Origin of the sequence: Azospirillum aestuarii, from assembly GCF_016632405.1 — a bacterium.
Taxonomy (GTDB): domain Bacteria; phylum Pseudomonadota; class Alphaproteobacteria; order Azospirillales; family Azospirillaceae; genus Azospirillum; species Azospirillum aestuarii.
On record NZ_JAEPIV010000006.1, the window covers coordinates 74,378 to 98,860 of the forward strand.

General features: G+C 66.9%; 21 protein-coding genes and 5 tRNA genes. 4 read left to right on the top strand and 22 right to left on the bottom strand.

What is annotated here, in order from left to right; all coding sequences use genetic code 11:
- Positions 1–255: 255 nt before the first annotated feature.
- The 12 genes from JJL56_RS13955 to JJL56_RS14010 all read right to left on the bottom strand — a co-directional run bounded on the left by JJL56_RS13955 (position 256) and on the right by JJL56_RS14010 (position 11,256).
- Positions 256–332, bottom strand: a tRNA-Asp gene (locus JJL56_RS13955).
- A gap of 163 nt (positions 333–495) precedes the next feature.
- A tRNA-Val gene (locus JJL56_RS13960) sits at positions 496–570 on the bottom strand.
- A 119-nt stretch (positions 571–689) separates the two neighbouring features.
- Positions 690–962: an HU family DNA-binding protein gene (locus tag JJL56_RS13965; protein WP_145625757.1), complete on the bottom strand. Its 273-nt coding sequence runs from the start codon at positions 960–962 to the stop codon at positions 690–692.
- Between the two features lie 164 nt (positions 963–1,126).
- Positions 1,127–3,541: an endopeptidase La gene (lon, locus tag JJL56_RS13970; protein WP_145625756.1), complete on the bottom strand. Its 2,415-nt coding sequence runs from the start codon at positions 3,539–3,541 to the stop codon at positions 1,127–1,129.
- A 280-nt stretch (positions 3,542–3,821) separates the two neighbouring features.
- Positions 3,822–5,090 (bottom strand): ATP-dependent Clp protease ATP-binding subunit ClpX, encoded by a 1,269-nt coding sequence (gene clpX, locus JJL56_RS13975; protein WP_145625755.1) that lies wholly within the window; start codon positions 5,088–5,090, stop codon positions 3,822–3,824.
- Positions 5,091–5,306: 216 nt separating this feature from the next.
- Positions 5,307–5,942 (bottom strand): ATP-dependent Clp endopeptidase proteolytic subunit ClpP, encoded by a 636-nt coding sequence (gene clpP / locus JJL56_RS13980; RefSeq protein ID WP_145625754.1) that lies wholly within the window; start codon positions 5,940–5,942, stop codon positions 5,307–5,309.
- A 102-nt stretch (positions 5,943–6,044) separates the two neighbouring features.
- Positions 6,045–7,379, bottom strand: a complete 1,335-nt coding sequence (gene tig, locus JJL56_RS13985; RefSeq protein ID WP_145625753.1) for a trigger factor — start codon at positions 7,377–7,379, stop codon at positions 6,045–6,047.
- Positions 7,380–7,470: 91 nt separating this feature from the next.
- Positions 7,471–7,555 (bottom strand) — tRNA-Leu (locus tag JJL56_RS13990).
- A gap of 173 nt (positions 7,556–7,728) precedes the next feature.
- The gene (locus JJL56_RS13995; RefSeq protein WP_200485442.1) at positions 7,729–9,294 is read right to left on the bottom strand and encodes a malonyl-CoA decarboxylase; all 1,566 of its coding nucleotides are present in this window, start codon (positions 9,292–9,294) and stop codon (positions 7,729–7,731) included.
- 105 nt (positions 9,295–9,399) lie between these two features.
- The gene (locus tag JJL56_RS14000; protein ID WP_200485443.1) at positions 9,400–10,866 is read right to left on the bottom strand and encodes an NAD(P)H-hydrate dehydratase; all 1,467 of its coding nucleotides are present in this window, start codon (positions 10,864–10,866) and stop codon (positions 9,400–9,402) included.
- Between the two features lie 129 nt (positions 10,867–10,995).
- Positions 10,996–11,071 (bottom strand) — tRNA-His (locus JJL56_RS14005).
- 109 nt (positions 11,072–11,180) lie between these two features.
- A tRNA-His gene (locus tag JJL56_RS14010) sits at positions 11,181–11,256 on the bottom strand.
- A 326-nt stretch (positions 11,257–11,582) separates the two neighbouring features.
- On the opposite strand from JJL56_RS14010, the gene JJL56_RS14015 reads away from it, so the two are divergent.
- Both JJL56_RS14015 and glnA read left to right on the top strand, forming a co-directional pair.
- The gene (locus JJL56_RS14015) at positions 11,583–11,921 is read left to right on the top strand and encodes a P-II family nitrogen regulator (protein ID WP_014240107.1); all 339 of its coding nucleotides are present in this window, start codon (positions 11,583–11,585) and stop codon (positions 11,919–11,921) included.
- 272 nt (positions 11,922–12,193) lie between these two features.
- The gene (gene glnA, locus JJL56_RS14020; RefSeq protein WP_145625750.1) at positions 12,194–13,603 is read left to right on the top strand and encodes a type I glutamate--ammonia ligase; all 1,410 of its coding nucleotides are present in this window, start codon (positions 12,194–12,196) and stop codon (positions 13,601–13,603) included.
- Between the two features lie 154 nt (positions 13,604–13,757).
- Here glnA and JJL56_RS14025 read toward each other — a convergent pair whose 3' ends face one another.
- From JJL56_RS14025 to JJL56_RS14055, 7 genes are all read right to left on the bottom strand, one after another.
- Entirely contained in the window at positions 13,758–15,038 is a 1,281-nt protein-coding gene (locus JJL56_RS14025; protein ID WP_145625731.1) for an Hsp70 family protein, read from the bottom strand.
- A 90-nt stretch (positions 15,039–15,128) separates the two neighbouring features.
- Positions 15,129–15,584 (bottom strand): MaoC family dehydratase, encoded by a 456-nt coding sequence (locus tag JJL56_RS14030; RefSeq protein WP_145625730.1) that lies wholly within the window; start codon positions 15,582–15,584, stop codon positions 15,129–15,131.
- A 45-nt stretch (positions 15,585–15,629) separates the two neighbouring features.
- Positions 15,630–16,424 (bottom strand): PhzF family phenazine biosynthesis protein, encoded by a 795-nt coding sequence (locus JJL56_RS14035; RefSeq protein WP_200485444.1) that lies wholly within the window; start codon positions 16,422–16,424, stop codon positions 15,630–15,632.
- A gap of 9 nt (positions 16,425–16,433) precedes the next feature.
- A complete protein-coding gene (locus JJL56_RS14040) occupies positions 16,434–16,850 on the bottom strand; it encodes a GNAT family N-acetyltransferase (RefSeq protein ID WP_145625728.1) in 417 nt (138 codons plus the stop codon).
- A gap of 4 nt (positions 16,851–16,854) precedes the next feature.
- Positions 16,855–17,103: a DUF1127 domain-containing protein gene (locus JJL56_RS14045; RefSeq protein WP_145625727.1), complete on the bottom strand. Its 249-nt coding sequence runs from the start codon at positions 17,101–17,103 to the stop codon at positions 16,855–16,857.
- A 172-nt stretch (positions 17,104–17,275) separates the two neighbouring features.
- Positions 17,276–18,568 (bottom strand): DUF2254 domain-containing protein, encoded by a 1,293-nt coding sequence (locus JJL56_RS14050; RefSeq protein WP_200485445.1) that lies wholly within the window; start codon positions 18,566–18,568, stop codon positions 17,276–17,278.
- Positions 18,569–18,740: 172 nt separating this feature from the next.
- A complete protein-coding gene (locus JJL56_RS14055) occupies positions 18,741–19,466 on the bottom strand; it encodes a Bax inhibitor-1/YccA family protein (RefSeq protein ID WP_145625725.1) in 726 nt (241 codons plus the stop codon).
- 307 nt (positions 19,467–19,773) lie between these two features.
- Here JJL56_RS14055 and JJL56_RS14060 point away from each other — a divergent pair, with 307 nt between their 5' ends.
- Positions 19,774–20,220: a hypothetical protein gene (locus JJL56_RS14060; RefSeq protein WP_247889417.1), complete on the top strand. Its 447-nt coding sequence runs from the start codon at positions 19,774–19,776 to the stop codon at positions 20,218–20,220.
- Positions 20,221–20,233: 13 nt separating this feature from the next.
- Here JJL56_RS14060 and JJL56_RS14065 read toward each other — a convergent pair whose 3' ends face one another.
- Entirely contained in the window at positions 20,234–20,560 is a 327-nt protein-coding gene (locus JJL56_RS14065) for a YgaP family membrane protein (protein ID WP_145625724.1), read from the bottom strand.
- Positions 20,561–20,740: 180 nt separating this feature from the next.
- Here JJL56_RS14065 and JJL56_RS14070 point away from each other — a divergent pair, with 180 nt between their 5' ends.
- Positions 20,741–22,135 carry an aminotransferase-like domain-containing protein gene (locus tag JJL56_RS14070; protein WP_145625723.1) on the top strand — a complete coding sequence of 465 codons (1,395 nt, stop codon included), beginning with the start codon at positions 20,741–20,743 and terminating at the stop codon, positions 22,133–22,135.
- Between the two features lie 27 nt (positions 22,136–22,162).
- Here the strand turns inward: JJL56_RS14070 and thiD are convergent, their stop codons facing one another.
- Together thiD and glmM are read right to left on the bottom strand one after the other, a co-directional pair.
- Entirely contained in the window at positions 22,163–22,978 is an 816-nt protein-coding gene (gene thiD / locus JJL56_RS14075) for a bifunctional hydroxymethylpyrimidine kinase/phosphomethylpyrimidine kinase (RefSeq protein ID WP_174436453.1), read from the bottom strand.
- 40 nt (positions 22,979–23,018) lie between these two features.
- The gene (glmM, locus tag JJL56_RS14080) at positions 23,019–24,386 is read right to left on the bottom strand and encodes a phosphoglucosamine mutase (protein ID WP_145625722.1); all 1,368 of its coding nucleotides are present in this window, start codon (positions 24,384–24,386) and stop codon (positions 23,019–23,021) included.
- Between the last annotated feature and the right edge of the window lie 97 nt (positions 24,387–24,483).

Consider the following 24,483-nt stretch of genomic DNA (forward strand, 5'->3'; position numbering starts at 1 on the left):
TAGCCCATCAGACGGGGCGGAATATATGACGAGAGCGTGATCAAGGAAAGCGCTTTGAATCGCTTTCAGCCAACGAATCCGCTCTGCGGAAATGAGCGGATGTCCTTGGTATTACCAAACTTTTTAAATGACCCTGTTCTCTATCCGGCTTATCGGATATGGGGGTCGAGCTTACCGGATATAGGCATCACGAGCTTGCCGGTAAAGCCGCGAACGCTTCGTTTTCATTGGGAAAAGGGAGTGGGAAAAAGAGAATGGCGCGAGTGACGGGACTTGAACCCGCGGCCTCCGGCGTGACAGGCCGGCGCTCTAACCAACTGAGCTACACCCGCGCAACGCGGCGAAGTGAAGTGCGCACAAACAAGCGTCCGTGTCATAGGATCGCAGCGCAGTTTCCGGGGTCACGCCCCGTCGCCGATGGGCGGTTTCTAGCCGCCCGACGCATGACCTGTCAATCACGAATTTGCAAGGCACGAACCGGGGGACTGGGCGCGATGGTGGGCGATGAGGGTTTCGAACCCCCGACCCTCTCGGTGTAAACGAGATGCTCTACCGCTGAGCTAATCGCCCGCGCCGCGTCTTTGTCCGGCGTCGTTGTCTGGGCGTCCCGCCCAGACAACGCAAAGCCGGCCAGCCTGTGCTGACCGGCGCGCACTATGCCCGGAATGCCCTATCCGTTCAAGACGTCATCACTTCAGGCCATCCTTCAGCGTCTTGCCCGGCTTGAACTTCGGCTGTTTCGATGCGGGAATGGCAATCTTCTCGCCCGTGCGCGGGTTGCGGCCCTCGCTGGCGGCGCGTTCGGAAACCGCGAAGGTGCCGAAGCCAACCAGACGAACCTCTTCTCCGCTCTTCAGCGAGTCGGCGATGCCGTCAAAGACAGCATCGACCGCCTTGGTCGCATCAGTTTTAGACAAACCCACAGCATCGGCGACATGCGCCACCAGATCATTCTTGTTCACTTACTTCCTCCCATCGCAATCCGGCAAGGAAAATGGAAGCAAAGCCGCCCAATGACTTCGCGCATTGAAACGATAAACGCGACATCGCCCGCCCGTCAATTGCAGACGGGCGGGCGATGCAAAGCAAGGCGGTGCTTTAAGGACGCGTTAAACGCGAGCGGTGATCAGTGACGCAGCACCTCGCCGCCGCCGTCGGGCTGCGGCTTGGCGACCGCCGGCTCGACCGCTTCCGGCTCCTTCCATTCAATCGGTTCGAGTGCCCGAACCAGGGCGTGCTTCAGGACGTCGTCGACCGTGCTGACCGGGATGATCTCCAGGCCGCGCTTCACGTTGTCCGGGATCTCGGCGAGATCCTTTTCGTTGTCCTTCGGGATCAGCACATGCTTGAGGCCGCCGCGCAGAGCGGCCAGCAACTTCTCCTTCAGGCCGCCGATGGGCAGCACCCGACCGCGCAGCGTGATCTCGCCGGTCATCGCCACGTCCTTGCGAACCGCGATGCCGGTCAGGACCGACACGATCGAGGTGATCATCGCCACACCCGCCGATGGGCCGTCCTTCGGGGTGGCGCCTTCGGGCACGTGGACGTGGATATCCCGCTTCTCGAACAGCGTCGGCTTGATGCCGAAGGCGGTGGCGCGCGACTTGACGTAGCTTTCCGCCGCCTGGACCGACTCCTTCATGACGTCGCCCAGCTTGCCGGTGGTGGTCACGCGCCCCTTGCCGGGAAGGCTGACCGCCTCGATGGACAGCAGTTCGCCACCGACCTCCGTCCAGGCCAGGCCGGTGGTGACGCCCACCAGATCCTCCAGCTCCGCCTCACCGAAGTGGAAGCGGCGGACGCCGGCGTACTTGTCCAGGTTCCGGCGGGTGACCGAGACCTTGGCGCCGGCGGAACCCTTCATCAGGATCTCCTTCACGGCCTTGCGGCAAAGGTTGGCGATCTCGCGCTCCAGGCTGCGGACGCCGGCCTCCCGCGTGTAGTAGCGGATCAGGTCGCGCAGCGCGTCGTCGGAGATGGCGAACTCGCCCTTCTTCAGACCGTTGGCCTCCACCTGCTTTTCGATCAGGTGGCGCTTGGAAATCTCGACCTTTTCATCCTCGGTGTAGCCGGCAACGCGGATGATCTCCATGCGGTCCAGCAGCGGCTGCGGCATGCGCATCGTGTTGGCCGTGCAGACGAACATCACATCCGACAGGTCGTAGTCGACCTCCAGGTAATGGTCGTTGAAGGTTCCGTTCTGCTCGGGGTCGAGAACCTCCAACAGAGCGGAGGACGGGTCGCCGCGCCAGTCGGCGCCGAGCTTGTCGATCTCGTCCAGCAGGAAGAGCGGGTTGGACGATTTCGCCTTCTTCATGCCCTGGATGACCTTGCCGGGCATCGAGCCGATGTAGGTGCGCCGGTGACCGCGAACCTCGGCCTCGTCCCGCACGCCGCCCAGCGACATGCGCACGAAGTTGCGGCCCGTGGACTTGGCGATCGACTTGCCGAGCGAGGTCTTGCCGACGCCGGGCGGCCCGACGAGGCAGAGGATCGGCCCCTTCACCTTGTTCATGCGGTTCTGGACCGCGAGATATTCGAGGATGCGTTCCTTGACCTTCTCCAGGCCGTAGTGGTCGGCGTCGAGGATCTTCTGAGCGAGCTTCAGGTCCTTCTTCACCTTGGTGCGCTTCTTCCACGGAATGGACAGCATCCAGTCCAGGTAGTTGCGAACCACCGTCGCCTCGGCCGACATCGGGCTCATCGAGCGCAGCTTCTTCAGCTCGGCCAGGGCCTTGTCGCGGGCTTCCTTGGAGAAACGGGTCTTGTTGATCTTCTCTTCCAGCTCGGCCGACTCGTCGCGGCCGTCCTCGGTCTCGCCGAGTTCCTTCTGGATCGCCTTGAGCTGTTCGTTGAGGTAGTACTCGCGCTGGGTCTTCTCCATCTGCCGCTTGACGCGGTTGCGGATGCGCTTTTCCACCTGCAGGACGCCGATCTCGCCTTCCATGAAGGCATAGACCCGCTCCAGCCGCTCCGACACCGTGGCGCATTCCAGGAGCTGCTGCTTCTCCGGAATCTTCAGCGCGAGGTGCGAAGCCACCGTGTCCGCCAGCTTGCCCGGCTCCTCGATCTGGTTGATCGAGACGAGGACCTCCGGCGGGATCTTCTTGTTCAGCTTGATGTACTGTTCGAACTGCGAGACGACGGCCCGGCCCAGCGCTTCAAGTTCCTGGCTTTCTCCGACCTTCTCCTCGACGAGGTCGGCGTGGGCCTGGAAGAAATCCTCGTTCTCGGCGAACTTGGTGATGGACGCGCGCTGGCCGCCCTCCACGAGCACCTTCACCGTTCCGTCGGGCAGCTTCAGCAGCTGCAACACGGTCCCAACGGTGCCGACGCTGTAGATATCGGCCGGCGTCGGATCGTCCTGCGCGGCATTCTTCTGGGTGACGAGAAGGATCTGTTTGTCATCCTTCATGACGTCTTCCAGGGCGCGCACGGATTTCTCACGGCCGACGAAAAGAGGCACGATCATGTGGGGGAAAACCACGATGTCGCGAAGCGGCAGGACCGGATAGAGGGCACCACGAGGGATTTCGAACATTGATTGGGCCTCTTTCATTGGGACGCCGTCAGCCCGGGATGGGCCTGGGAGGGACCCCACCTCGGGAATGAGCGCGGGGAACGCAAACCGGCACTTTTTCTAACGTGGCACAGCCATAGCCCCCCTTCAAGGGCCAGAACCCCAATTCCGTATGGCGGTGCGGCATGCAGGTTCCCCCTTCCGCGGCCCAGCGGAACCTTGACGTTAGCGAACGCCGAAAACGACGAAGGGCGCCCGAAGCGCCCTTCCCCGTATCCAATTCTGATCGACCGTGACGAACTCAGGCCCCCGGCGCCTGTTGCTCTCCGCGGCGTTCGGCGTGGACGTAAAGCGGCTTGGCGCGCCCTTCGACCACTTCCTTGTTGACCAGGATGCTCTCCACCCCCGACAGACCCGGCAGGTCGAACATCGGGTCGAGCAGGATCGACTCCATGATCGACCGCAGGCCGCGCGCGCCGGTCTTCCGCTGGATCGCCTTGTGGGAGATGGTGCGCAGGGCATCGTCGGAGAATTCCAGACGGACGTCCTCCATCTCGAACAGGCGCTGGTACTGCTTGACCAAGGCGTTCTTCGGCTTGGTGAGGATCTCGACCAGAGCCGCCTCGTCCAGGTCGGACAGGGTGGCGACGACCGGCAGACGACCGATGAACTCCGGGATCAGGCCGAACTTCAGCAGATCCTCGGGCTCGACCTCACGCAGGATGTCGCCGGTCGAGCGCTCGTCCGGGCCGCGCACATCGGCGCCGAAGCCGATCGAGGTGCCCTTGCCGCGCTGCGCGATGATCTTGTCCAACCCGGCGAACGCGCCGCCGCAGATGAACAGGATGTTGCTGGTGTCGACCTGCAGGAACTCCTGCTGCGGGTGCTTGCGCCCACCCTGCGGAGGCACGGAGGCGACGGTGCCCTCCATGATCTTCAGCAGGGCCTGCTGCACACCTTCGCCCGACACGTCGCGGGTAATCGACGGGTTGTCGGACTTGCGGCTGATCTTGTCGACCTCGTCGATGTAGACGATGCCGCGCTGCGCCCGCTCGACGTTGTAGTCGGCGGCCTGGAGCAGCTTCAGAATGATGTTCTCGACGTCCTCACCGACATAGCCCGCCTCGGTCAGGGTCGTGGCGTCGGCCATCGTGAAGGGAACGTCGATGATCCGGGCGAGCGTCTGGGCGAGCAGCGTCTTGCCGCAGCCGGTGGGGCCGACCAGCAGGATGTTGGACTTCGCCAGTTCGACGTCGTTGTGCTTCGTGCCGTGCGCCAACCGCTTGTAGTGATTGTGCACCGCAACCGAAAGGACCCGTTTCGCGTGATGCTGGCCGATCACGTAATCGTCCAGTACCGCATGGATGTCGCGCGGGGTCGGCACGCCGTCGCGGGACTTCACGAGGGTCGTCTTGTTTTCCTCGCGAATGATGTCCATGCACAGCTCGACGCATTCATCGCAGATGAACACCGTCGGACCGGCAATCAGCTTGCGGACCTCGTGCTGGCTCTTGCCGCAAAAGGAGCAGTAGAGCGTGTTCTTCGAATCGCCGCTGCTGGACTTGCTCATCGGTACTCCGTCATCTCGCGGGGGACTGATCCGTATAACCTGTCAACCGCCTGCGGCGTCCCCCGACGCCGGTCCTTTCAAAGGTTGTCCCGGGGAAGGCCCGAGACAAGGTTAACGCATCCGCTCACTCATCCATCGAACCCGATCCATCGGACCGGTTCCCCATCATTCAACAACAGGGAACCGGCGCAATCAATCATTAGTTCGCGCGCGCGTTCAGGCGGCGCTGCCGTCGCCGACCGATCCGGGGCGCTTTTCCACCACTTCGTCGATCAGGCCGAACGCCTTGGCTTCCTCCGGCGACATGAACTTGTCACGCTCCATGGCCGCCTCGATGGTGTCGAGCGACTGGCCGGTGTGCTTGACGTAGATGTCGTTGAGGCGCGAGCGCAGCTTCAGGATTTCCTGGGCCTGGATCTCGATGTCCGAAGCCTGGCCCTGGGCGCCGCCCGACGGCTGGTGGATCATGATCCGGCTGTTCGGCAACGAGAAGCGCTTGCCCGGCGCGCCGGCGGCGAGCAGGAGCGAGCCCATCGAGGCCGCCTGCCCCATGCACACCGTCGACACCTGCGGACGGATGTACTGCATGGTGTCGTAGATGGCGAGGCCGGCCGAGACGTAACCGCCCGGCGAATTGATGTAGAGCGCGATGTCCTTGCTCGGGTTTTCCGATTCCAGGAACAGCAGCTGCGAGCAGATCAGGCTGGCGACGGCGTCGTTCACGCCACCGATCATAAAGATGATCCGTTCCTTCAGCAGGCGCGAGTAAATATCGTACGCTCGTTCGCCCCGGTTGGTCTGCTCGATGACCATCGGGACCAGAGCATTCATCTTCGGTTCGAAGTCGTACATGGTGGTCTTCCCTGCTCCCGCAGCTCGGTTAGTCGTCTGAGCAGTCTACATATAGGAATGGAAAGGGGCGACCGGTAGGCCGCCCCTCAACCTTTCTGACGATCAGGCCGCCTCGGCCTCCTCGTCGGGGTCCTTCATCAGCTCTTCGGCGGACACCGGCTTCTCGCTCACCTTGGCCTGGTCCAGGATGTAGTCGACAACCTTGTCCTCGAAGATCGGGGCGCGGAGGTTTTCCAGCGCTTCCCGGTTCTGCTTGAAGAACTCGAACACCTGACGCTCCTGACCGGGGAAGCGGCGGGCTTCCGTGATCAGGGCGCGGTTGATCTCGTCCTGGGACACCTGGATGTCGTTGCGGCGGCCGATCTCCGACAGCAGCAGGCCCAGGCGCACGCGGCGCTCGGCGATGCCGCGGTACTCGGCCTTCAGCTCCTCTTCCGGCTTGCCGGCGTCCTCACCGGCGGTGCCGTTCTGCAGCTCCTGCTGGAGGCGCTGCCAGATGCCCTCGAACTCGACGTCCACCATGCCCGGCGGGACCTCGAAGGAGTGGGCCTCGGCCAGCTTGTCGAGGAGCTGGCGCTTGACGCGCAGGCGCGACACGTTGGCGTACTCGCTCTTGATGCGGTCGCCGACGGCCTCGCGCAGCTTCTCCAGGCTCTCCATGCCGAACTCCTTGGCGAGGTCGTCGTTGACCTCGGCCGGGACGTTCTTGCGGAGTTCCTTGACGTCCACCTCGAACACGGTGTCCGCGCCCTTCAGGCGGTCGTGCGGGTAGTCCGCCGGGAAGGTGACCTTCACCGTGCGGTGCTCGCCGGCCTTGGCGCCGACCAGCTGCTCCTCGAAGCCCGGAACGAACTGGTTCGCGCCCAGCTCCAGCGGATAGTCCTTGCCGTCCATGCCCGGCAGGGCCTCGCCATCCACCGAACCGGCGAAGTCGATCACGGCGATGTCGCCCGTCTCGGCCGCGCGGTCCTCGGTCACCGGAGCCTGCACCGAATGGGCGGAAGCCAGACGGGTCAGGGCCTCGTCGACGGCCGAGTCCTCGACCGTGGCGACCGGCTTCTCAAGTTCCAGGCCGCTGAGGTCGCCCGGCTCGATGTCCGGCAGAAGCTCGACGCCCATGGTGTAGGACAGGTCGCCGCCGTCCTCGTACTTCTCGACGTTGATCTTCGGCTGCATGGCGATGCGCAGGCCGCGCTCGCTCAGCGCCTGGCGCGAGCTGTCGGCGATCGCATCCTCCAGAGCCTCGGCCAGCACGCTGCCGCCGTAGCGCTGCTTGATCACGGCAACCGGCACCTTGCCCGGACGGAAGCCGGGGAGCTGCACCGTCCGGCGCAGCTCTTCGAGCCGGCCCTGCACCTTCTGTTCGATATCCTGGGCGGAAATGACGACCTTGTACTCGCGCTTCAGGCCGTCGGCGCTGGTCTCGGTGATGTTCATCGGAACGAAAGCCTATCTCGTTGTCCGGCCCGGCGGCGCCCGTCCGGGCGGCCCGAAACCGTGTGTTCCCATGCGGTCCAAGCTGTTGCCATGGTGCGGGCGAAGGGACTCGAACCCCCACGACCGAAGTCACCGGAACCTAAATCCGGCGCGTCTACCAGTTCCGCCACGCCCGCAATGGCATAGACAGCCCGCGACGGGTGCGGAACACCCGACGGACTGCCGGCGAAGTCCGCTCTATAGCACAGGGTTCGCGCCGCAAACAGGCAAAATGGGCGCCGTTCCGCACGCCATTGGTGGGTGGCCCGGAAAGCCCCGAGGGAAGCGCCCCGGCGAACGGCAAGCCGCCTCATCCGCCCCCCTTCCCCAGCGACCGGATGGAGGAGGAAGCGTTGACCTTGCCCTCCCCTCGGTACGCCTCGTGGTTGGCGTCGATCTCGCCCAGCTTGTAACGGTAGTTGATCATCATGCCGCAGGACTGCCGCAACCCCTTGGCCGAACGGTCGCCCAGCCAGTTCAGCCTCTCCATGCGGGCGCCGTTGCTGAGGTGGAAGTGCGCGACCGGGTCGAGCGCCCGCGCCGGAGCCGCGCCGGCCCGCTCGCTGCGGCGGTCCGACGCGCGCGCCGTCGTCAGGTAGTGCGCGCACAACCGCATCAACGGGCCGCGAAGCTGCTTCTGAAGCTCCTCGTCTGCGTGCCAGTCGGGCAGAGCCAGGACTCCCGCCAGCACCGGACGCTCGTCCGCGTCGCCTTCGGCATCCGATTCGCGGCCTTCCGGTTCGGGGGCGTCCGGGCGGGCGGCCATGGCTTCGGCGATGCGTTCCGCCTCGGGCGGGCTGAGCAGCGAATCGCCGCGCTCGGCCAGTTCCCGGTCAAGCCAGCGGCGGAATCCGGGAATCGGCGACAGGGTGGCGAAGCACTTGATGTTGGGAAACTCCCCGGTCAGCCCGTCCACCACCCGCTTGATGAGGAAGTTGCCGAAGCTGATTCCCGCCAGCCCCACCTGGGCGTTGGAGATGGAGTAGAAGATGGCGCTGTCCGCGCTCTTCGGGTCGCAGACCGGGGCGGAAGGGTCGAGCAGTGCCTGGACGTTGTCCGACATGCCCTGGACCAGCGCGACCTCGACGAAGATCAGCGGCTCGTTCGGCATGCGCGGGTGGAAGAAGGCGAAGCAGCGGCGGTCGGAATCGAGACGGTCCTTCAGGTCCCGCCAACCACTGATCTCGTGCACCGCCTCGTATTTGATGAGCTTTTCCAGGAGCGAGGCCGGGCTGTCCCAGGTGATCCGGCGCATCTCCAGGAAGCCGACGTCGAACCAGTTGCGCAGCAGGCTCTTGAGATCGTCCTCCAGCGCCTGGAGCAGCGGCTCGCCCCGCGCCATCTCCATCAGCTCGGCGCGCAGGTCCACCAGGAACTTCACCCCTTCCGGCAGGCCGTTGAACTGGGTGAGCAGCCGCAGCCGCGGCGGCTCCAGCGCGCGACGCAGGGCGCGCTCGGCATGGCCGCGCGACACCGGATCACCCGCCGTCTGGAAGGTCGCCATCGCCTGATCGATGGCGGCGCGGTCCACATCGAAATCGCGCGCCAGCATCATCAGGAAGTTGCGCCGCCCCTGCCCGTCCAGCGCCAGATAGGTGCGACCGAGTTGCGCCGCCCGCGCCCGCGCCGACACCTCGCCGCCGCGGCCCTCCAGGCAGGCTTCGATCTGTTCCTTCAGCCGGTCCGCGTCCTCCTTCGGGAGAGAGGCGCGGGGCGCCGCGCCGACCACGCCACGGGCGGAGGCGGCGATCTCGCGCCAGCCCGCGCGCAGCGTGTCCAGCGTGCGGTCGAGCAGCCCCGGCGGCGCTCCCGCAGAGGCGGCGGGCAGCTGGGACGGGACGGGCTCTGCGGGTTTGATCTCGGGCGTCTCGCTCATACCAAGAGTCTGGCGTGCATGCGCGCTCTCGGCAAGCCATAGCTTGAGCCCGGCCTTAAGAGTAAGCCTCCTGTCCGGGCGTATGTATGCCCTGGGGAAGTCGGATCAGCGCGCACCCGCCTTGAGCCGCTTCAGCACCCCTGGGAGCGCATCCGGCAAATCTTCGGCGATCAGGCCCGGTCCGAACGCGGTCGCCGCTTCGCCGTGCAGCCAGACCGCGGCGCCGGCGGCGTCGAACGTGTCCATTCCCTGAGCGATCAGCCCGAGCGCGATGCCCGCCAGCACGTCTCCCGACCCTGCGGTCGCCAGATCGGCCGGAGCATTGGCGTTGACGACGCCCCGTCCGTCCGGCGCCGCGACCACCGTGTCGGCGCCTTTCAAAAGGACGACGGCGCCGCAGCGCGCCGCCGCGGCGCGGGCGCGCATCAGTTTCCCGCCCTCCACCGCCGCGAGGTCCGGAAAGATCCGCGCGAACTCGCCCTCGTGCGGGGTCAGCAGGCAGCGTTCGTTCAACCGGCCGAGCAGATCGGCGGGCGACGCGGCGAAGCTGGTCAGGGCGTCGGCGTCCAGCACGCAGGCCTTTCCGGCGGCCAGCGCGGCGAGCGCATGGCCCCGCGTGTCGGCTCCGACTCCGGCCCCCGGCCCCAGCAGCACCGCGTTCTTGCGCGGGTCCGCCAGCAGGTCCTCGAAGGCGGCGCCGTCCGCCACCTCGGTCACGATCAGGCTGGGCGAGCCGGCGGCGTAGATCGGCACCGAGTCGGGCGGGCAGGCCACCGTCACCAGCCCCGCCCCGGCGCGCAGGGCGCCCCGCGCCGACAGCCGCGCCGCGCCGGTCATCCGCGCCCCGCCCAGCACCACCGCGTGCCCCCGCGCGTATTTGTGCGCGTCGAGCCGCGGCCAGGGGTAGCGTTGCCGCCACAGGTCGGGGCCGTTCACCAGGGTTTGCGGCGCGATGGCATCCAGCACGGTGTCGGGAATGCCGATGTCGGCCACCACCACCTCGCCGCAGAGGATACGGCCCGGCAGGAGCAGATGGCCGGGCTTGCGGCGGAAGAAGGTGACGGTCAGCGCCGCCTGCGGAGCCGCCCCCATCACTTGGCCGCTGTCGCCGTGCAGGCCGCTCGGCACGTCCACGGCGACGACGGTGCGTCCCGCCATCGCCTCGACCACCTCTTTCGCCATGCCGTCGAGCGGGCGGGCGAGCCCGGCCCCGAACAGCGCGTCGATGACCAGGGGATTGCCTTCCAGCAGCCAGGGATCGGCGGCCTCCACCGGGCCGGTCCAGCGCCCGGCCGCCACCGCCGCGTCGCCGCGCAGGGCGGAGCGTGACCCCAGCAGGGCCAACCGCACCGGCCAGCCCGCTTCGAGAAGAAGGCGGGCGATGACGAATCCGTCGCCGCCGTTGTTGCCCGGCCCGCACAGGACGACGGTCGGGTGCGGCGCCCAGCGCTCGCAGACCGCGCGCATCACCGCGGCCCCCGCCGCCTCCATCAGCACAGGCCCCGGCACGCCGCCCGCCATGGTCAGCGCGTCGGCGCGGTACATCTCCGCCACGGAAAGCAGTTCGTCCATCGCCTCCACCCGCCGCAATCCCGCATCACCGTCATCCGGCACAATAAGCGCCGATGCGGCCGCAGCAAAGCCGGGCACACAGGGAAGGGCCGGAACGACCGGCTTGGCACGAAAATTGGAAAGAAGGACTGGGGCGATGGATGGGACTCGAACCCACGACCGCTCGGACCACAACCGAGAGCTCTACCAACTGAGCTACCACCGCCACCAAAGAACGGAATGATCCGTCCGTCAAAACCCCGCCCGCTGTGTCCGCCAATGCAATGTCAGCGCGAAACACTGACGAGACAAGCGCATCCGCCGTCAAGGAGGACTGGGGCGATGGATGGGACTCGAACCCACGACCGCTCGGACCACAACCGAGAGCTCTACCAACTGAGCTACCACCGCCACCGGGGTCGCCTATTTGCCTCAAGGGACGGGTCGGGTCAAGCTCTATTTTCCACCGAATTCATCAATGTGAAAAGCCGACGCCACCCCCTCCGGAAGGGTGTGGTTGCGCGGATTGCTTGCAGCTTGTGCACAAATATTGTTCACTTCGCCCTATCCGTTGGCAGTCGCGTGCCGCCCGCGGTGGCATCGGCGCGTCGCGGCCGGGCATCCCACGCAGCCGGACCGCAACCGCTCCGATTGGCACGCAACGTGCTTTACATCGGACCGTCGGCAGAGCCGTGGACGGTGCCTGCCGGCGTTGGCACCTCGTACACGAGAGACCCATGAAGAAGATCGAAGCCATCATTAAGCCGTTCAAACTCGACGAAGTGAAGGAAGCCCTTCACGAAGTCGGCATCAAGGGCATCACCGTCACCGAGGCCAAGGGCTTCGGCCGTCAGAAGGGGCACACCGAGCTGTACCGCGGCGCGGAGTATGTGGTCGACTTCCTGCCGAAGGTGAAGATCGAGGTGGTGATGGAGGACTCCCTGGTGGAGCGGGCGATCGAGGCGATCCAGCAGGCCGCCCACACCGGCCGCATCGGCGACGGCAAGATCTTCGTCACCCCCGTGGAAGAAGTTGTCCGCATCCGGACCGGCGAGAAGGGAGGCGACGCGATCTGATCGCGTCCCGAGAACCCGACCACCGGCCAACATGAACCAGCCCCGCCCACAACCGACGCAGAGCCGGCCGACGCAGAGCCGGCCGACGCAGACCGTCGCAACCGCAAGCGGAACGATCCGTGCGTGGATGCCCCTCCGGGCGCGACTTTTTGTGCTGTCACGTTGTGTGCTCGGGAAAGGCATGACATAACGTCCGCCGCGAGCGCCGTCACCCGCCCCTCGGTCGGTTTGACGCAGCGGGACCCAAACCTCTTAAGCGTGGAAAAAGAGATATGTCCGACATCAGCAAGGTCTTCGACCTGATCAAGGAACACGACGTCAAGTACGTGGACCTCCGCTTCACCGACCCGCGCGGCAAGCTGCACCACACCGCTCAGCACGTCTCGACCATCGACGAGGACGTGTTCGAAGACGGCATCATGTTCGACGGCTCCTCGATCGCCGGTTGGAAGGCGATCAACGAGTCGGACATGATCCTCCAGCTCGACCCGACCACCGCCGTGATGGACCCGTTCTCGGCCCAGCCGACGCTGAACATCCTCTGCGACGTCTACGAGCCGTCGACCGGCCAGCCCTACGCCCGCTGCCCGCGCGGCATCGCGAAGGCCGCCGAGAAGTACATGGCGTCGGCCGGCATCGGCGACACCGCCTACTTCGGCCCGGAAGCCGAGTTCTTCGTCTTCGACGACGTCAAGTTCAAGGTCGAGATGAACAAGGTTTCCTACGAGTTCGACTCGGAGGAAGGCCCGTACACCTCGGACAAGGATTACGAGGACGGCAACCTGGGTCACCGCCCGGGCGTCAAGGGCGGCTACTTCCCGGTCGCTCCGGTCGACAGCGGCTCGGACCTGCGTGCCGAGATGCTGAGCGTGCTCGCCGAGATGGGCGTGCCGGTCGAGAAGCACCACCACGAGGTGGCCGCCTCCCAGCATGAGCTGGGCATCAAGTTCGATACGCTGGTCCGCACCGGCGACAACATGCAGTACTACAAGTACGTCGTGCACAACGTCGCCCACGCTTACGGCAAGACCGCGACCTTCATGCCGAAGCCCGTCTTCGGCGACAACGGCTCGGGCATGCACATGCACCAGTCGATCTGGAAGGAAGGCCAGCCGATGTTCGCCGGCAACCAGTACGCCGACCTGTCGGAGCTGGCGCTGTACTACATCGGCGGCATCATCAAGCACGCCAAGGCGCTGAACGCCTTCACCAACCCGACGACCAACTCCTACAAGCGTCTGGTCCCGGGCTACGAGGCTCCGGTTCTGCTGGCCTACTCGGCCCGCAACCGTTCGGCCTCCTGCCGCATCCCGTACGTCGCCTCGCCGAAGGGCAAGCGCGTCGAGGTCCGCTTCCCGGACCCGTCGGCCAACCCGTATCTGGCCTTCGCCGCCCTGCTGATGGCCGGCCTGGACGGCATCCAGAACAAGATCCATCCGGGCGAGGCGATGGACAAGAACCTGTACGACCTGCCGGCCGAAGAGCTGGCCAAGGTTCCGACGGTTTGCGGCTCGCTGCGCGAGGCCCTGGACAGCCTGAAGGCCGACAGCGCCTTCCTGCAGAAGGGCGACGTGTTCACCAAGGACATGATCGAGTCCTACATCGACCTGCGCACCGAGGAGCTGCTGGCCTTCGAGACCATGCCGCACCCGATCGAGTACAAGATGTACTACTCGGTCTGATCCATCGGGCCTCGGACCACCGGTTCCTGGTGTCCGCCCCGCCCTCGCGGCGCGGCGGGCACCACCGGAGGGACGAGCCGCAGGACAGAACACAGAAAAGCCCATCGGCGGCAGCGCCGGTGGGCTTCTTCTTGTCCGGCTCTTTGAAGGAACCTCAGGCGGTCCCGCCGTAGCGACGCGCCGCCTCGATGGTCAGGCCGGTGCCGACCGAGCCGAAGATGTTGCCCTCGACCACGCGGGCGCCGGGCAGTTCGGCCAGGATGGCCGCCCGCACCTGCGGCAGCAGCGTGGAGCCGCCGGTCAGGAACACCGCGTCGATCTCCGCCGGCAGCGTGCCGGCCTCGGCCAGACAGGCGCGCACCCGCCCGCCGATGCGGCCGGCCAGGATCGCCGTCGCCTCGTTCAGTTCGTCCACAGACACCGGGCGGGTCATGCCGGCACCGCCCCAGTCCAACAGCAAGCCGGCCTCCGGACCATCGGACAGGGCGATCTTGGTGCGCTCCACCGCCATGGCCAGCGCGTGGCCCAACCGGTGCTCGACCACGCCGATCAGCCGCTCGATGCGGTCCGGCGTGGCGGAATCGCGCTGCAAGCGCTCCAGGTCGGCCATCGCCTTGGCGGTGTAGAGGAAGTTGATCTTCGACCAGGTCGCCAGGTCGAGGAAGAGATGCTTGGGCGCCAGCAGGCCGGGGCGCTTCATGGCGCTGCCGTGGCCCAGCAGCGGCATCGCCGTCGCCAGCGACAGGTCGCGGTCGAAGTCGGTGCCGCCGACGCGGATGCCGTCGTTGGCCAGGATGTCGGCGCTGCGGTCGGCCCGCCCGCGCCGCTCCGGCCCGATGCGAACGATCGAGAAGTCCGAGGTGCCGCCGCCGATGTCGGCGATCAAGGCCAATTCCTCCCGCTCCACCTGCTGCTCGTAGTCGAGCGCGGCGGCGATGGGCTCATACTGAAAGGAGATGCCGCGGAAGCCGACGGATCGGGCGATTTCGCCGAGCACCTCCTCCGCCGCGGCGTCGCCCGCCGGGTCGCCGTCCACGAAATGCACCGGGCGACCCAGCACCACGTCGGTCAGTTCGCCGCCGAGCGCGGTCTCCGCCCGCTCCTTGACCGCGGCCAGGAAGCTGGCGATGACCGCGCGGAAGGTGATGCGGCCCTTGCGGAGCGCGGTGTCGGCGTCGATCAGGTCGGTGCCCAGCATCGACTTGATCGAGCGCATCAGCCGCCCCTCGACGCCCGACGCATAGGCGTCGATGGCCGCCTGCCCGACCGTCACCGCGTCGGCTTCGAAATCGAAGAAGACGGCACTGGGCAGGGTGGTCCGCGCGCCATCGAGAGGAAGCAGGCCATAACCGCCCTCCCCCAAGCCGGCACCCGCCGCCGTCCGCACGCCGAGCGTCGTGTTGGACGTGCCGAAATCGAGGCCGCAAGCCGTCATGGAAACCCCCGCCGTGATGGAAGGGGCGAGGCTATACAGGGGCCGGGCCCGCGGATCAAGACGCGCGACGGGACAGGCCGTCCGTGTTTGCTACTCCGCGGGAACGCTGCGGGTCGCCACGATGTGGCTCAGGGTGATGGTCATTACCGCCTCGCCATGCTGGTTCAGCGTGGTGTAGGCCAGCCGGACGGTGCCGCGGTCGCCCCGGCGGGATGGGATGGCCTCCACCACCTCCACCCGGACGCGCAGCGTGTCGCCGGGCCTCACCGGGCGCAGCCAGCGCAGTTCGTCACCGCCCGAGCCGCCAAGGCTGGTGCCGGTGATGGCCCCGGTGTCGCGGAACAGCCGGAAGGTCAGGGATAGGGTGTGAAAGCCGCTGGCGATCAGCCCGCCGAACGGTCCCTCCGCCGCGGCCACCGCGTCGATGTGGAAGGGTTGCGGATCGAAGCGCTGGGCGAAATCCATGATCTGGCTGTCGGTGACCGTCGCCCCTTCGGTCTCGATCAGGTCGCCGATGCGGAAATCCTCGAAGTAACGCCCCGCCATGCCCGCTGCCCTCCCGTTCCATTGGTCCTCGTAGAATGGACAGCACTAAATGTAGATGGCGCCATCCATATAGAGAACCGCCTTCCCGGCGATCTTCACGCGGTCGCCCGCCAGTTCGCAGGACAAGGCGCCGCCGCGGGCCGAAACCTGCCGGGCCTTCAGCCGCTCCCTGCCCAGCCGCCGCACCCAGTATGGGATCAGCGTGCAATGGGCGGAGCCGGTCACCGGGTCTTCCGGAATTCCCTGGGCCGGCGCGAAGAAACGGGAGACGAAATCCACGCCCCCGTCCCCGGGCGCCGTCACGATGACCGCGTAAAAGTCCTCCAGCCGGGCGAGAGCGCTCATGTCGGGGGTCAGGCCGCGCACCGCCGCCTCGTCGTCATAAACGACCACGATGTCGCGCGCCTTCAGCACCGCCGTCGGCGGCGGTCCGCCCAGCGCGTCGAGCAGACCGGCCGGGGGCTCGGCCAGCGCTTCCGGCGGGCGGCTGGGGAAATTCAGCGTGTAGAGGTCGCCGTTGCGGGTGACGCTGAGGGTTCCGGCCTTGCGCGTGGTGAAGTCGATGCGCGGGCAGCCCCACTCCAGCATCGTCGCGATGACGAAGGCCGAGGCCAGCGTGGCGTGGCCGCACAAATCCACCTCCACCGCCGGGGTGAACCATCGCAGGTCGTAACCGTCGCCGCGGCGGACGAAGAAGGCGGTTTCGGAGAGGTTGTTTTCCGCAGCGATGGCCTGGAGCGTCGCGTCGGGGAGCCAGTCCTCCAGCGGCACGACCGCCGCCGGATTGCCCGCGAACACGGCGTCCGCGAAGGCATCGACCTGATACAGGGGAAGGCGCAAGGTGCCTCCTTACGGTTTCTCGGTGAACAGGAACGCCTGGGCGTGCCGCTCCATCCCCGCCGCCTCGTAGAAGGTGACCGCCTTCGGCGCGGACAGGAGAAGGCAGGTCACGCCCTCCCCCACCTCGGCGCGGGTACGGCGCATCAACTCCTTGCCGATGCCGCGCCCCTGACAGGCGCGGTCGACGGCGAGGTCGGACAGGTAGCAGCAGAAGGCGAAATCGGTGACGGACCGGGCGACGCCAACCAGCTCTCCGGCCGCGTTGCGGGCGGTGACGATCAGACCGGCGTTGCGCAGCATCGCCTCCACCCGCGGGCGGTCCGCAACGGGCCGGCGTTCGGCCAGCCCGGAGCGGTGGAGCACGTCGATGAAGGAGTCGGCGGTCAGGTCCGGCTCGACGGCGTAGAGGATCGCATCGGCGCTCATCGGATCAACCCCGCCAGAAGGGCTTGTTGACTTCGTTGTCCACATCGGCGCGGGACACGCCGATGTCCTTCAGCAGATGATCGTCCAGCCGCATCAGCGCCTGCCGCTGCCGCCACCGCTCGTAGCCGTTCAGACCGGCCTCCATCACGAACCAGACGGGGCGGATGCCGGCGGAGAGGGCGCGCGCGATGACCTTGAAGACGGTCGTGAACGAGGACGATCCGGACGACCGGGTCGCTTCTGTGATGCGCATGATGAGCCTCCTTCGTCAAAACATTCGGCCCCGAACAATCGAGACAATGGCGATTATGTCCGCGCAATCGCCGCGGTCAATGTCATTATTGTCACCATTACATTTCCGATGTCGGATGTATCTCGCCCGCCACACCCATCGCGTCGGAACAGCCTGCGCGGCTCGTCGGGCGTCAGCGTGCCAGCCGCTCGGTGGCCTGCCGCCAGCGGGTCTTGAGAATGGTCAGGTCATGGGGGATCGAGATGTTCTGCTCGCCGGCCGCAAGGATCATGTCCAATTGCACCCGAAGTGGTTCCCGCTGGGCGTCCGACTGTACGCGCGGGGCCAACCGCAGGATGGCGTCGACGAGCCGGATGAGCACCGCGGCGTTTCCGCTTCCTGCCTGTCGGATCTGGTCGAAGCCCGCGCCGACGAAGCCGTCGTATCCGGTCACGTCCCGCACAAGGCGGATGGCCCCGCCAGGGTCGCGCAAAACCGCCGGCTCGGTTCCGCGGTCGAAAATGCGCGCCATTGAGGCCGAAAGGTTGTCGATCACCGCCAACGCGGTGAACACGTCGTTGATCCCCGGCGACAGAGCGCGGGTGGCCATCTCCACCAGTTGGCGGATACCGAACTCCACGTCCTGGGTCGGAGTGCGCTCCGAACCGACGATGAAGGCGGCGCGGATTGCCCCGGACAACTCTTCCGAGCAGGCGCTGGCCGGAAACACGGCCACATGCTCGCCTCCGCCGATGACGTAGTGGCCGGGCCGGATGTCCAGGCGGATCACCGCATCGGCTCGGCGGGCAGTGGCGACAAGCCTGTCCAAGTCGATGGCTTGGACGTACCCATCCTGGCCGAGGTCAACCCAGGCGAAATCATCGCCCAGCTCGGGCGGCACCTCCATAAGGCCATCGCCGTGTTCCGGCAGCAAGGCCATGGTCACGTCGCGCAGGTCCGCAGCGACGCGTTGAACGACATTGTCGTAAATGATCGAACGGGCAAGCTTGTGGACATAAACCAGCAGCACGAACAGGCACAAGGCGGTCAGTCCGGTCCCCACGCTGACCGCCAGATGGGGCACCGTGTCGGCTCGATTGCCATCGATGGTCCGGAAGACGACGAGCAGATAGACGATGTCCGCCAGAAAAAGGCCCAGCACCACCTGGGTCGTCCAATCCTGGATGAAGTTGCGGATCAGACGGGGGCCGATCTGGCCAGCGGCCAAGGTTAGCACGACCATCGTGATCGAGACGACCAACGACGTCATGGTGATCATGCCGGTCAACAGCGACGACAGCAGCTGGCGCGCATTGCCGGCGTCTCCAGCGTAGAGGAGCCAGTAATCCGTGGCGTTCTCCACGGCGCCGCGCCCCCAGGTGAGCAGCCCGACGGCCAGCACCGCCGCCGCACCACCCATCAGGACCGGAACGAACCAAAGGCTGGCGCGGAGAAATTCCCAGTAATGGCGAATCCGGTCCTTCATTGCCGCTCCCTGGGACATGCCGCTCGCAACGGGGGAACAACGTCCGGCACAGTCACATGGCCCCGGCACGGGCACGGCAGCCAGGACGGAGCATCCATGAAAAAGGCCGGCCGCGTGAAGCGGCCGGCCCTGAGCGATGGCGGCGCCGAGGCGCCACCGTCGTCTGTGCCCGTTACTCGCGGTTGCCCATGAGCTGCAGGAGCATCTGGAAGAGGTTGATGAAGTTGAGGTAGAGCGAGAGGGCGCCCATGACGGCGAGCTTGGTGTTGCCCTCGTGCCCGTAGCCTTCGGCGTACTCCTCCTTGATGCGCTGGGTGTCGTAGGCGGTCAGGCCGGTGAAGATGACCACGCCGATGATCGAGATGGCGAACTGCAGCGCGCTGGAGCCGACGAAGATGTTGACGAGGCTGGCGATGACGATGCCGATCAGGCCCATCATCAGGAACGAGCCCATCTTCGACAGGTCGGCCTTGGTGGTGTAGCCCCACAGGCTCATCGCCGCGAACATCGCCGCGGTGATGAAGAACACCCGCGCCACGCTGGCCCCGGTGAAGACCAGGAAGATCGACGCCATCGAGACGCCCATCACCGCGCAGAAGGCCCAGAACAGTCCCTGCAGCGCCGATGCCGACATCGCGTGGAAGCGGAAGGACAGCACCATGATGAAGGCCAGCGGCGCCAGCATCACCACCCACTTCAGCGGGGTCGTGAAGATCGGCACGTACAGCGCCGGCGTGCTCGCCACGAACAAAGCCACCAGGCCCGTCACGGCCAGGCCGAGCATCATGAAGTTGTAGACCCGCAGCATGTGCTTGCGCAGGCCCTCGTCGAACGCCGCACGGTCAACGCCCGCGGCGCCGGCGCCCCAACGACTCTGGTTGGGATACTGGTCGAACATTGCGAAAACTCCCTCGTTCAAGCCTTTGACCGGCGGGCCTTTGACCGGCAAGCCTCTGACCGGCGGCGGACGCATGGCGGCGGGTCGGCCGCGGAGAAGCGGCGGGAAGGTGTGGCTGCGCTGTCCATCGAAGAATCCTCCAGATGCGCTCACGCCCGTCGGCGCAAAAGCAGATGAGGAGATCCGACATCGCGGCCGACGACTCGGCTGCCAGAGGGGCCCGGACCCTGATTGCCCTAATAATTGGCCGTGTGGCCGGCGCCTTTCAAGATGCCCGCCCGCTCACAGGTTCCACACGAACGGGAGCTTGGAACACGCGCGCCTGTTCTTATATGGCGGCTTGAGAGCGACCGATCCGGCGAGCCGGGCCGCCGCCTTTTGCCGCAAACAACCAACAGAGCCGGATCAACAAGATATGGAGAGTGCCGCGTTGAGCGATCAGCACCACAGACGCCTCGAACGGCGGGTGGATCGCATCCAGGAGAAGCTTCCCGACACCTTGGCGCGGATGCTGGCTTGGCTCCGCGAGCCGCGGGCGACCTGGGTGCGCGCGCCCGCCGGGTTTCTGCTGATTCTCGGTGGCCTGTTCAGTTTCCTGCCCGTACTGGGAATCTGGATGCTGCCCCTCGGCCTTGTTCTGCTCGCTTACGACGTTCCGTTCCTTCGCCCACCGATCAACCGCGCGCTGGTGCGCGGCGAACGGCGCTGGAAGGAGTGGAAGCGGCGGCGCCGCGCCGCTTCCTCGTCCTCGTAACCGTGCCGTTGCGTCAGGAATAGGACGCCGTACGGGCCGGCGTGCGCTCCAACGGCCCTTCGCCGGGGCTGTAGCGCTCCGGTCGCGGACCGGACAGGCGCTCATGGTCCTCGTCGCTCATCATGGCTTTCAGCGGGCAATGGCCGCTCATGCCGCGAGCCACCAGGGCGGCGCCGGCCAGCCCCATGATGGCACCCCGCACATCGGCGCCGCGGCGCACGCCGCCCGCCGCCATGACGAGGCCGAGGCCGGTGGACACGGCGCGTTCCAGGGGCCCGAGATTCCGCGCGCCTCCAAAGAAGCGGTCGTAGGTGTGTCGGATGGCGTTTTCGGCGCTCATGCCTGCTTTCTCCCGGCTGTACCCGGCGCGAGAGGGATGCCGAAGCGGCGCCGGGCGGTCCTGACTGCAACGCCCGCCCAGGCGTCCGGGTTCCCGACAACGCAATGCACCTGGACATGCACAATCGCGACAATGCGGTGACACTTGCCGGCTGATCGACACAATGTCATCATTGTCCCTATGACAAATTGGGTTCCTGATCTGGAAGGCCGGCAAGGCCCCCGTTACCGCGCCATCGCCGACGCCCTGTCCGACGACATCGCCAACGGACGGCTCGCCCCCGGCGCGCGGCTTCCCACCCACCGCGACCTCGCCTACCGCCTCGGCGTCACCGTCGGCACCATCACCCGCGCCTACACGGAGGCTGAGAAGCGCGGCCTGATCGGCGGCGAGGTCGGGCGCGGCACCTTCGTGCAGGGGCAACGCCACATGCCCCCATCCGACCCCTTCACCTGGACGCCCCGGCCCGAACCGTCGGTCATCAACATGACGGTCGTGACGCCGGAGCACCCGATGTCGGTGCCGATGATGGGCGCCACCCTGGCCGCCATCGGCGCCTCGCCGAACCTGGGAACGCTGCTGGAATACGCGCCGCACGCCGGCCTGCCCGCTCACCGCGCCGCCGGGGCGCAATGGCTGACGCGGCAGCACCGGGCGGCGGCCTCCCCCGACACGGTCCTGCTGACCACCGGCGCGCAGAACGCCATGGCGGTGGCGATGGCCGCGGTGGCCCGTCCCGGCGACGTGGTGCTGACGGAGCGGCTGACCAATTACGGCATGAAGACGCTGAGCGCGGTCGAGGGCTACCACCTGGAGGGCATCGCCATCGACGAGCATGGCGTGGTCCCGGACAGCTTCGACAGCGCCTGCCGCCGTCTGGCGCCCAAGGCGTTGTATCTGGTGCCGACCCTGCACAACCCCACGGCCTCCGTCATGCCGCAGGCCCGGCGCGTCGAGATCGCGGCCATCGCCCGCCGCTACGGGGTGGTGCTGGTCGAGGACGACGTGTTCGGTTTCCTGGTCCATGACGCGAAGCCCATCCAGGCCATCGCCCCGGACGTCACGGTCTATGTCAACAGCCTGTCCAAGAGCGTGTCCGCCGGGCTGCGCGTCGGCTACGTCGTCGCTCCGCCGGCCTTGGTGCCGCGGGTCGAGGCGGTCATCCGCGCCCTGCAATATTCCTCCCCGCCCCTGCCGCCGGAGGTCGCGACGCGCTGGATCACCGACGGCAGCGCCGACCGCATCGCCGAGGCCCAGCGCGGGGAAGCCACGGCGCGCCAGCGGATCGCCCGCTCCATCCTTCCCGCCAGCGCCGTCTGCGGCCACGCGTCGGCGCAGCATCTCTGGCTGGTCCTGCCCGAGCCCTGGCGGCGCGACGACTTCATCGCAGAGGCGCTGCGCCGAGGCGTGAAGGTGACGGGCGGCGACGTGTTCGCCGTGGGCCGGGCCAGCGCCCCGCACGCCGTGCGGCTGGGCCTCTGCCATCCGCACAGCCGGGACGAGCTGGCGCGCGGCCTGCGCACGCTGGCTGATCTGCTGGAGAATCCGCAGACGGCGATGCTGTCGATCGTGTGATCGGGAAAAGACGGGAAGGCCGCGCCCTTACGGGAACGGCCTGACCGTGTGCAGGTGGTTCAGCGGGCCGTGGCCGTGGCCGAAGCCGGGGGCGGAGCGGATGGCCTCGTCCACATAGGCGCGGGCGCGGGCCACCGAATCGCGCACGCCCAACCCCTGGGCGATGCCGGCGGCGATGGCCGAGGCCAGGGTGCAGCCGGTGCCGTGGGTGTGCGGGGTGTGGATGCGCCGCCCCTCGAACACCTCCTCGCCGTCTTCGGTGAGCAGCAGGTCGCACAGCCGCTCGTCCTCCAGATGGCCGCCCTTGAGCAGGACGGCCTTCGGCCCGAAGGTGCGGATCATCTCGGCGGCGCGGCGCATGTCGTCCAGGTTGCGCACCGGGATGTCGGTCAGCGCCTCCGCCTCCGGCAGGTTGGGGGTGACCAGTTCCGCATGGGGCAGCAGGCGCTTGCGCAGTGTCTGCACGGCGTCCGGCTCCAGCAGGAAATGGCCGCTCTTCGAGACCATCACCGGATCGACGACCAGCGGAACGTTGATCGCCCGCGCTTCATACTCGCCGGCCACCGCCTCGATGACGGCGGCGTTGGCGAGCATGCCGATCTTGATGCTGTCGGCCCCCAGGTCCTCCAGCACCACCTTCATCTGCAGGGCGACGAAGGCCGGGTCCACGGGCAGCACACCATAGACCCCCGTCGTGTTCTGCGCGGTCAGCGCGGCGATGGCGGTCATGGCGAAGGCGTTCAGCGCGCTGACCGCCTTGATGTCCGCCTGGATGCCGGCACCGCCGCCGGAATCGGACCCGGCGACGATGAGAACACGGCCGTTGATCGGGTGGGCCTGCATCGGGATTGCTTCCGTCTGGTCGTCTGGTTGGATGTTGCGCCTAGGATGCGGTCTCCAGCCGGGCGGCGTCCATGATGGCGCCGGCAATGTCGGCCACCACCGTGTGCACCAGCCCTTCGTCGTCGCCCTCCGCCATGACGCGGATCACCGGCTCGGTCCCCGACTTGCGGATCAGGATGCGTCCCGACCCGTTCAGCCGCGCCTCGCCGTCGCGGATCGCCGCCTGGACGGAGGCGATCTCCAGCGGCTTCGAACCGGCGGCGAAGCGGACGTTGGTCAGCTTCTGCGGCACCGGGGCGAACACCTGGCAGACCTCGCTGGCCGCCCGGCCGCCGGACTGGATCAGCACCGCCAGAACCTGGAGTGCGGCGATCAGCCCGTCGCCGGTCGTGGAATAGTCGGACAGCACGACGTGCCCCGACTGCTCCCCACCGACGTTGTAGCCGTGCTCGCGCATATGTTCCACCACATAGCGGTCGCCGACCGGCGTGCGGACCAGCGCGATGCCCAGCCCCTGAAGATGGCGCTCCATGCCCAGGTTGGACATCACCGTAGCGACCACACCGCCGCCCTTCAGCGTCTGCGCCTGCGCCCAGGAGGAGGCGATCAGCGCCATCACCTGGTCGCCGTCGACGACGCGCCCGGCCTCGTCCACCATGATCAGGCGGTCGGCGTCGCCGTCCAGCGCGATGCCCAGATGGGCGCCATGGGCCACCACCTGCTCCTGCAGGGTCCGGGTGGCGGTGGCGCCGCAATCCTTGTTGATGTTCAGGCCGTCCGGGCTGACCCCGACCGGGATCACGTCGGCCCCCAGCTCGTACAGCACCTTCGGGGCGACGCGGTAGGCGGCGCCGTTGGCGCAATCCACGACGATCTTCAACCCGTCCAGCCGCAGGCCGCGCGGGAAGGTGTTCTTCACATATTCGATGTAGCGGCCCGTCGAATCCTCCAGGCGGGAGGCGCGGCCGAGATCGGCGGAGCCGGCGAGGTCCGGCGCGAAGGGCTGGCCCATGCGCGTCTCGATGGCGATCTCCACGGCGTCCGACAGCTTGTAGCCGTCCGGTCCGAACAGCTTGATTCCGTTGTCCTGGAACGGGTTGTGCGAGGCGGAGATCATCACGCCGAGGTCGGCGCGAAGCGAGCGCGTCAGCATGGCGACGGCGGGGGTCGGCAGCGGGCCGAGCAGCACGACGTCCATGCCCATGGAGATGAAGCCCGCGGTCAGCGCCGGCTCCAGAAGATAACCCGACAGACGGGTGTCCTTGCCGATCACCACGCGGTGCCGGTGGTCGCCCCGGCGGAACTGCAAAGCGGACGCCATCGCGACGCGCAGGGCGGTTTCCGCCGTCATCGGATCGATGTTTGCGGTGCCTCGGATGCCGTCGGTGCCGAACAGGTGTCGCGTCATGAATATCCTCGGGAATGGCCCAGTCACTGTACCGCAAGTGCGGATGTGTGAAAATGTCATCGCTTGCCGCGGGGGGCGGGGTCAAGCACCCTTCCGC

Excerpts from the sequence above, each read along its gene's own strand:
- JJL56_RS14045 (WP_145625727.1), bottom strand. The coding sequence starts at position 17,103 with ATGCGCATCACAGAAGCGACCCGGTCGTCCGGATCGTCCTCGTTCACG.
- JJL56_RS14040 (WP_145625728.1), bottom strand. The coding sequence starts at position 16,850 with ATGAGCGCCGATGCGATCCTCTACGCCGTCGAGCCGGACCTGACCGCC.
- clpP (WP_145625754.1), bottom strand. The coding sequence starts at position 5,942 with ATGTACGACTTCGAACCGAAGATGAATGCTCTGGTCCCGATGGTCATC.
- JJL56_RS14065 (WP_145625724.1), bottom strand. The coding sequence starts at position 20,560 with ATGAGCGCCGAAAACGCCATCCGACACACCTACGACCGCTTCTTTGGA.
- JJL56_RS13995 (WP_200485442.1), bottom strand. The coding sequence starts at position 9,294 with ATGAGCGAGACGCCCGAGATCAAACCCGCAGAGCCCGTCCCGTCCCAG.
- JJL56_RS14030 (WP_145625730.1), bottom strand. The coding sequence starts at position 15,584 with ATGGCGGGGCGTTACTTCGAGGATTTCCGCATCGGCGACCTGATCGAG.
- glnA (WP_145625750.1), top strand. The coding sequence starts at position 12,194 with ATGTCCGACATCAGCAAGGTCTTCGACCTGATCAAGGAACACGACGTC.
- JJL56_RS14055 (WP_145625725.1), bottom strand. The coding sequence starts at position 19,466 with ATGTTCGACCAGTATCCCAACCAGAGTCGTTGGGGCGCCGGCGCCGCG.
- JJL56_RS14015 (WP_014240107.1), top strand. The coding sequence starts at position 11,583 with ATGAAGAAGATCGAAGCCATCATTAAGCCGTTCAAACTCGACGAAGTG.
- JJL56_RS14025 (WP_145625731.1), bottom strand. The coding sequence starts at position 15,038 with ATGACGGCTTGCGGCCTCGATTTCGGCACGTCCAACACGACGCTCGGC.
- JJL56_RS14050 (WP_200485445.1), bottom strand. The coding sequence starts at position 18,568 with ATGAAGGACCGGATTCGCCATTACTGGGAATTTCTCCGCGCCAGCCTT.
- thiD (WP_174436453.1), bottom strand. The coding sequence starts at position 22,978 with ATGCAGGCCCACCCGATCAACGGCCGTGTTCTCATCGTCGCCGGGTCC.
- clpX (WP_145625755.1), bottom strand. The coding sequence starts at position 5,090 with ATGAGCAAGTCCAGCAGCGGCGATTCGAAGAACACGCTCTACTGCTCC.
- JJL56_RS14070 (WP_145625723.1), top strand. The coding sequence starts at position 20,741 with ATGACAAATTGGGTTCCTGATCTGGAAGGCCGGCAAGGCCCCCGTTAC.
- JJL56_RS14000 (WP_200485443.1), bottom strand. The coding sequence starts at position 10,866 with ATGGACGAACTGCTTTCCGTGGCGGAGATGTACCGCGCCGACGCGCTG.
- lon (WP_145625756.1), bottom strand. The coding sequence starts at position 3,541 with ATGTTCGAAATCCCTCGTGGTGCCCTCTATCCGGTCCTGCCGCTTCGC.
- glmM (WP_145625722.1), bottom strand. The coding sequence starts at position 24,386 with ATGACGCGACACCTGTTCGGCACCGACGGCATCCGAGGCACCGCAAAC.
- tig (WP_145625753.1), bottom strand. The coding sequence starts at position 7,379 with ATGAACATCACCGAGACCAGCGCCGACGGCCTGAAGCGCGAGTACAAG.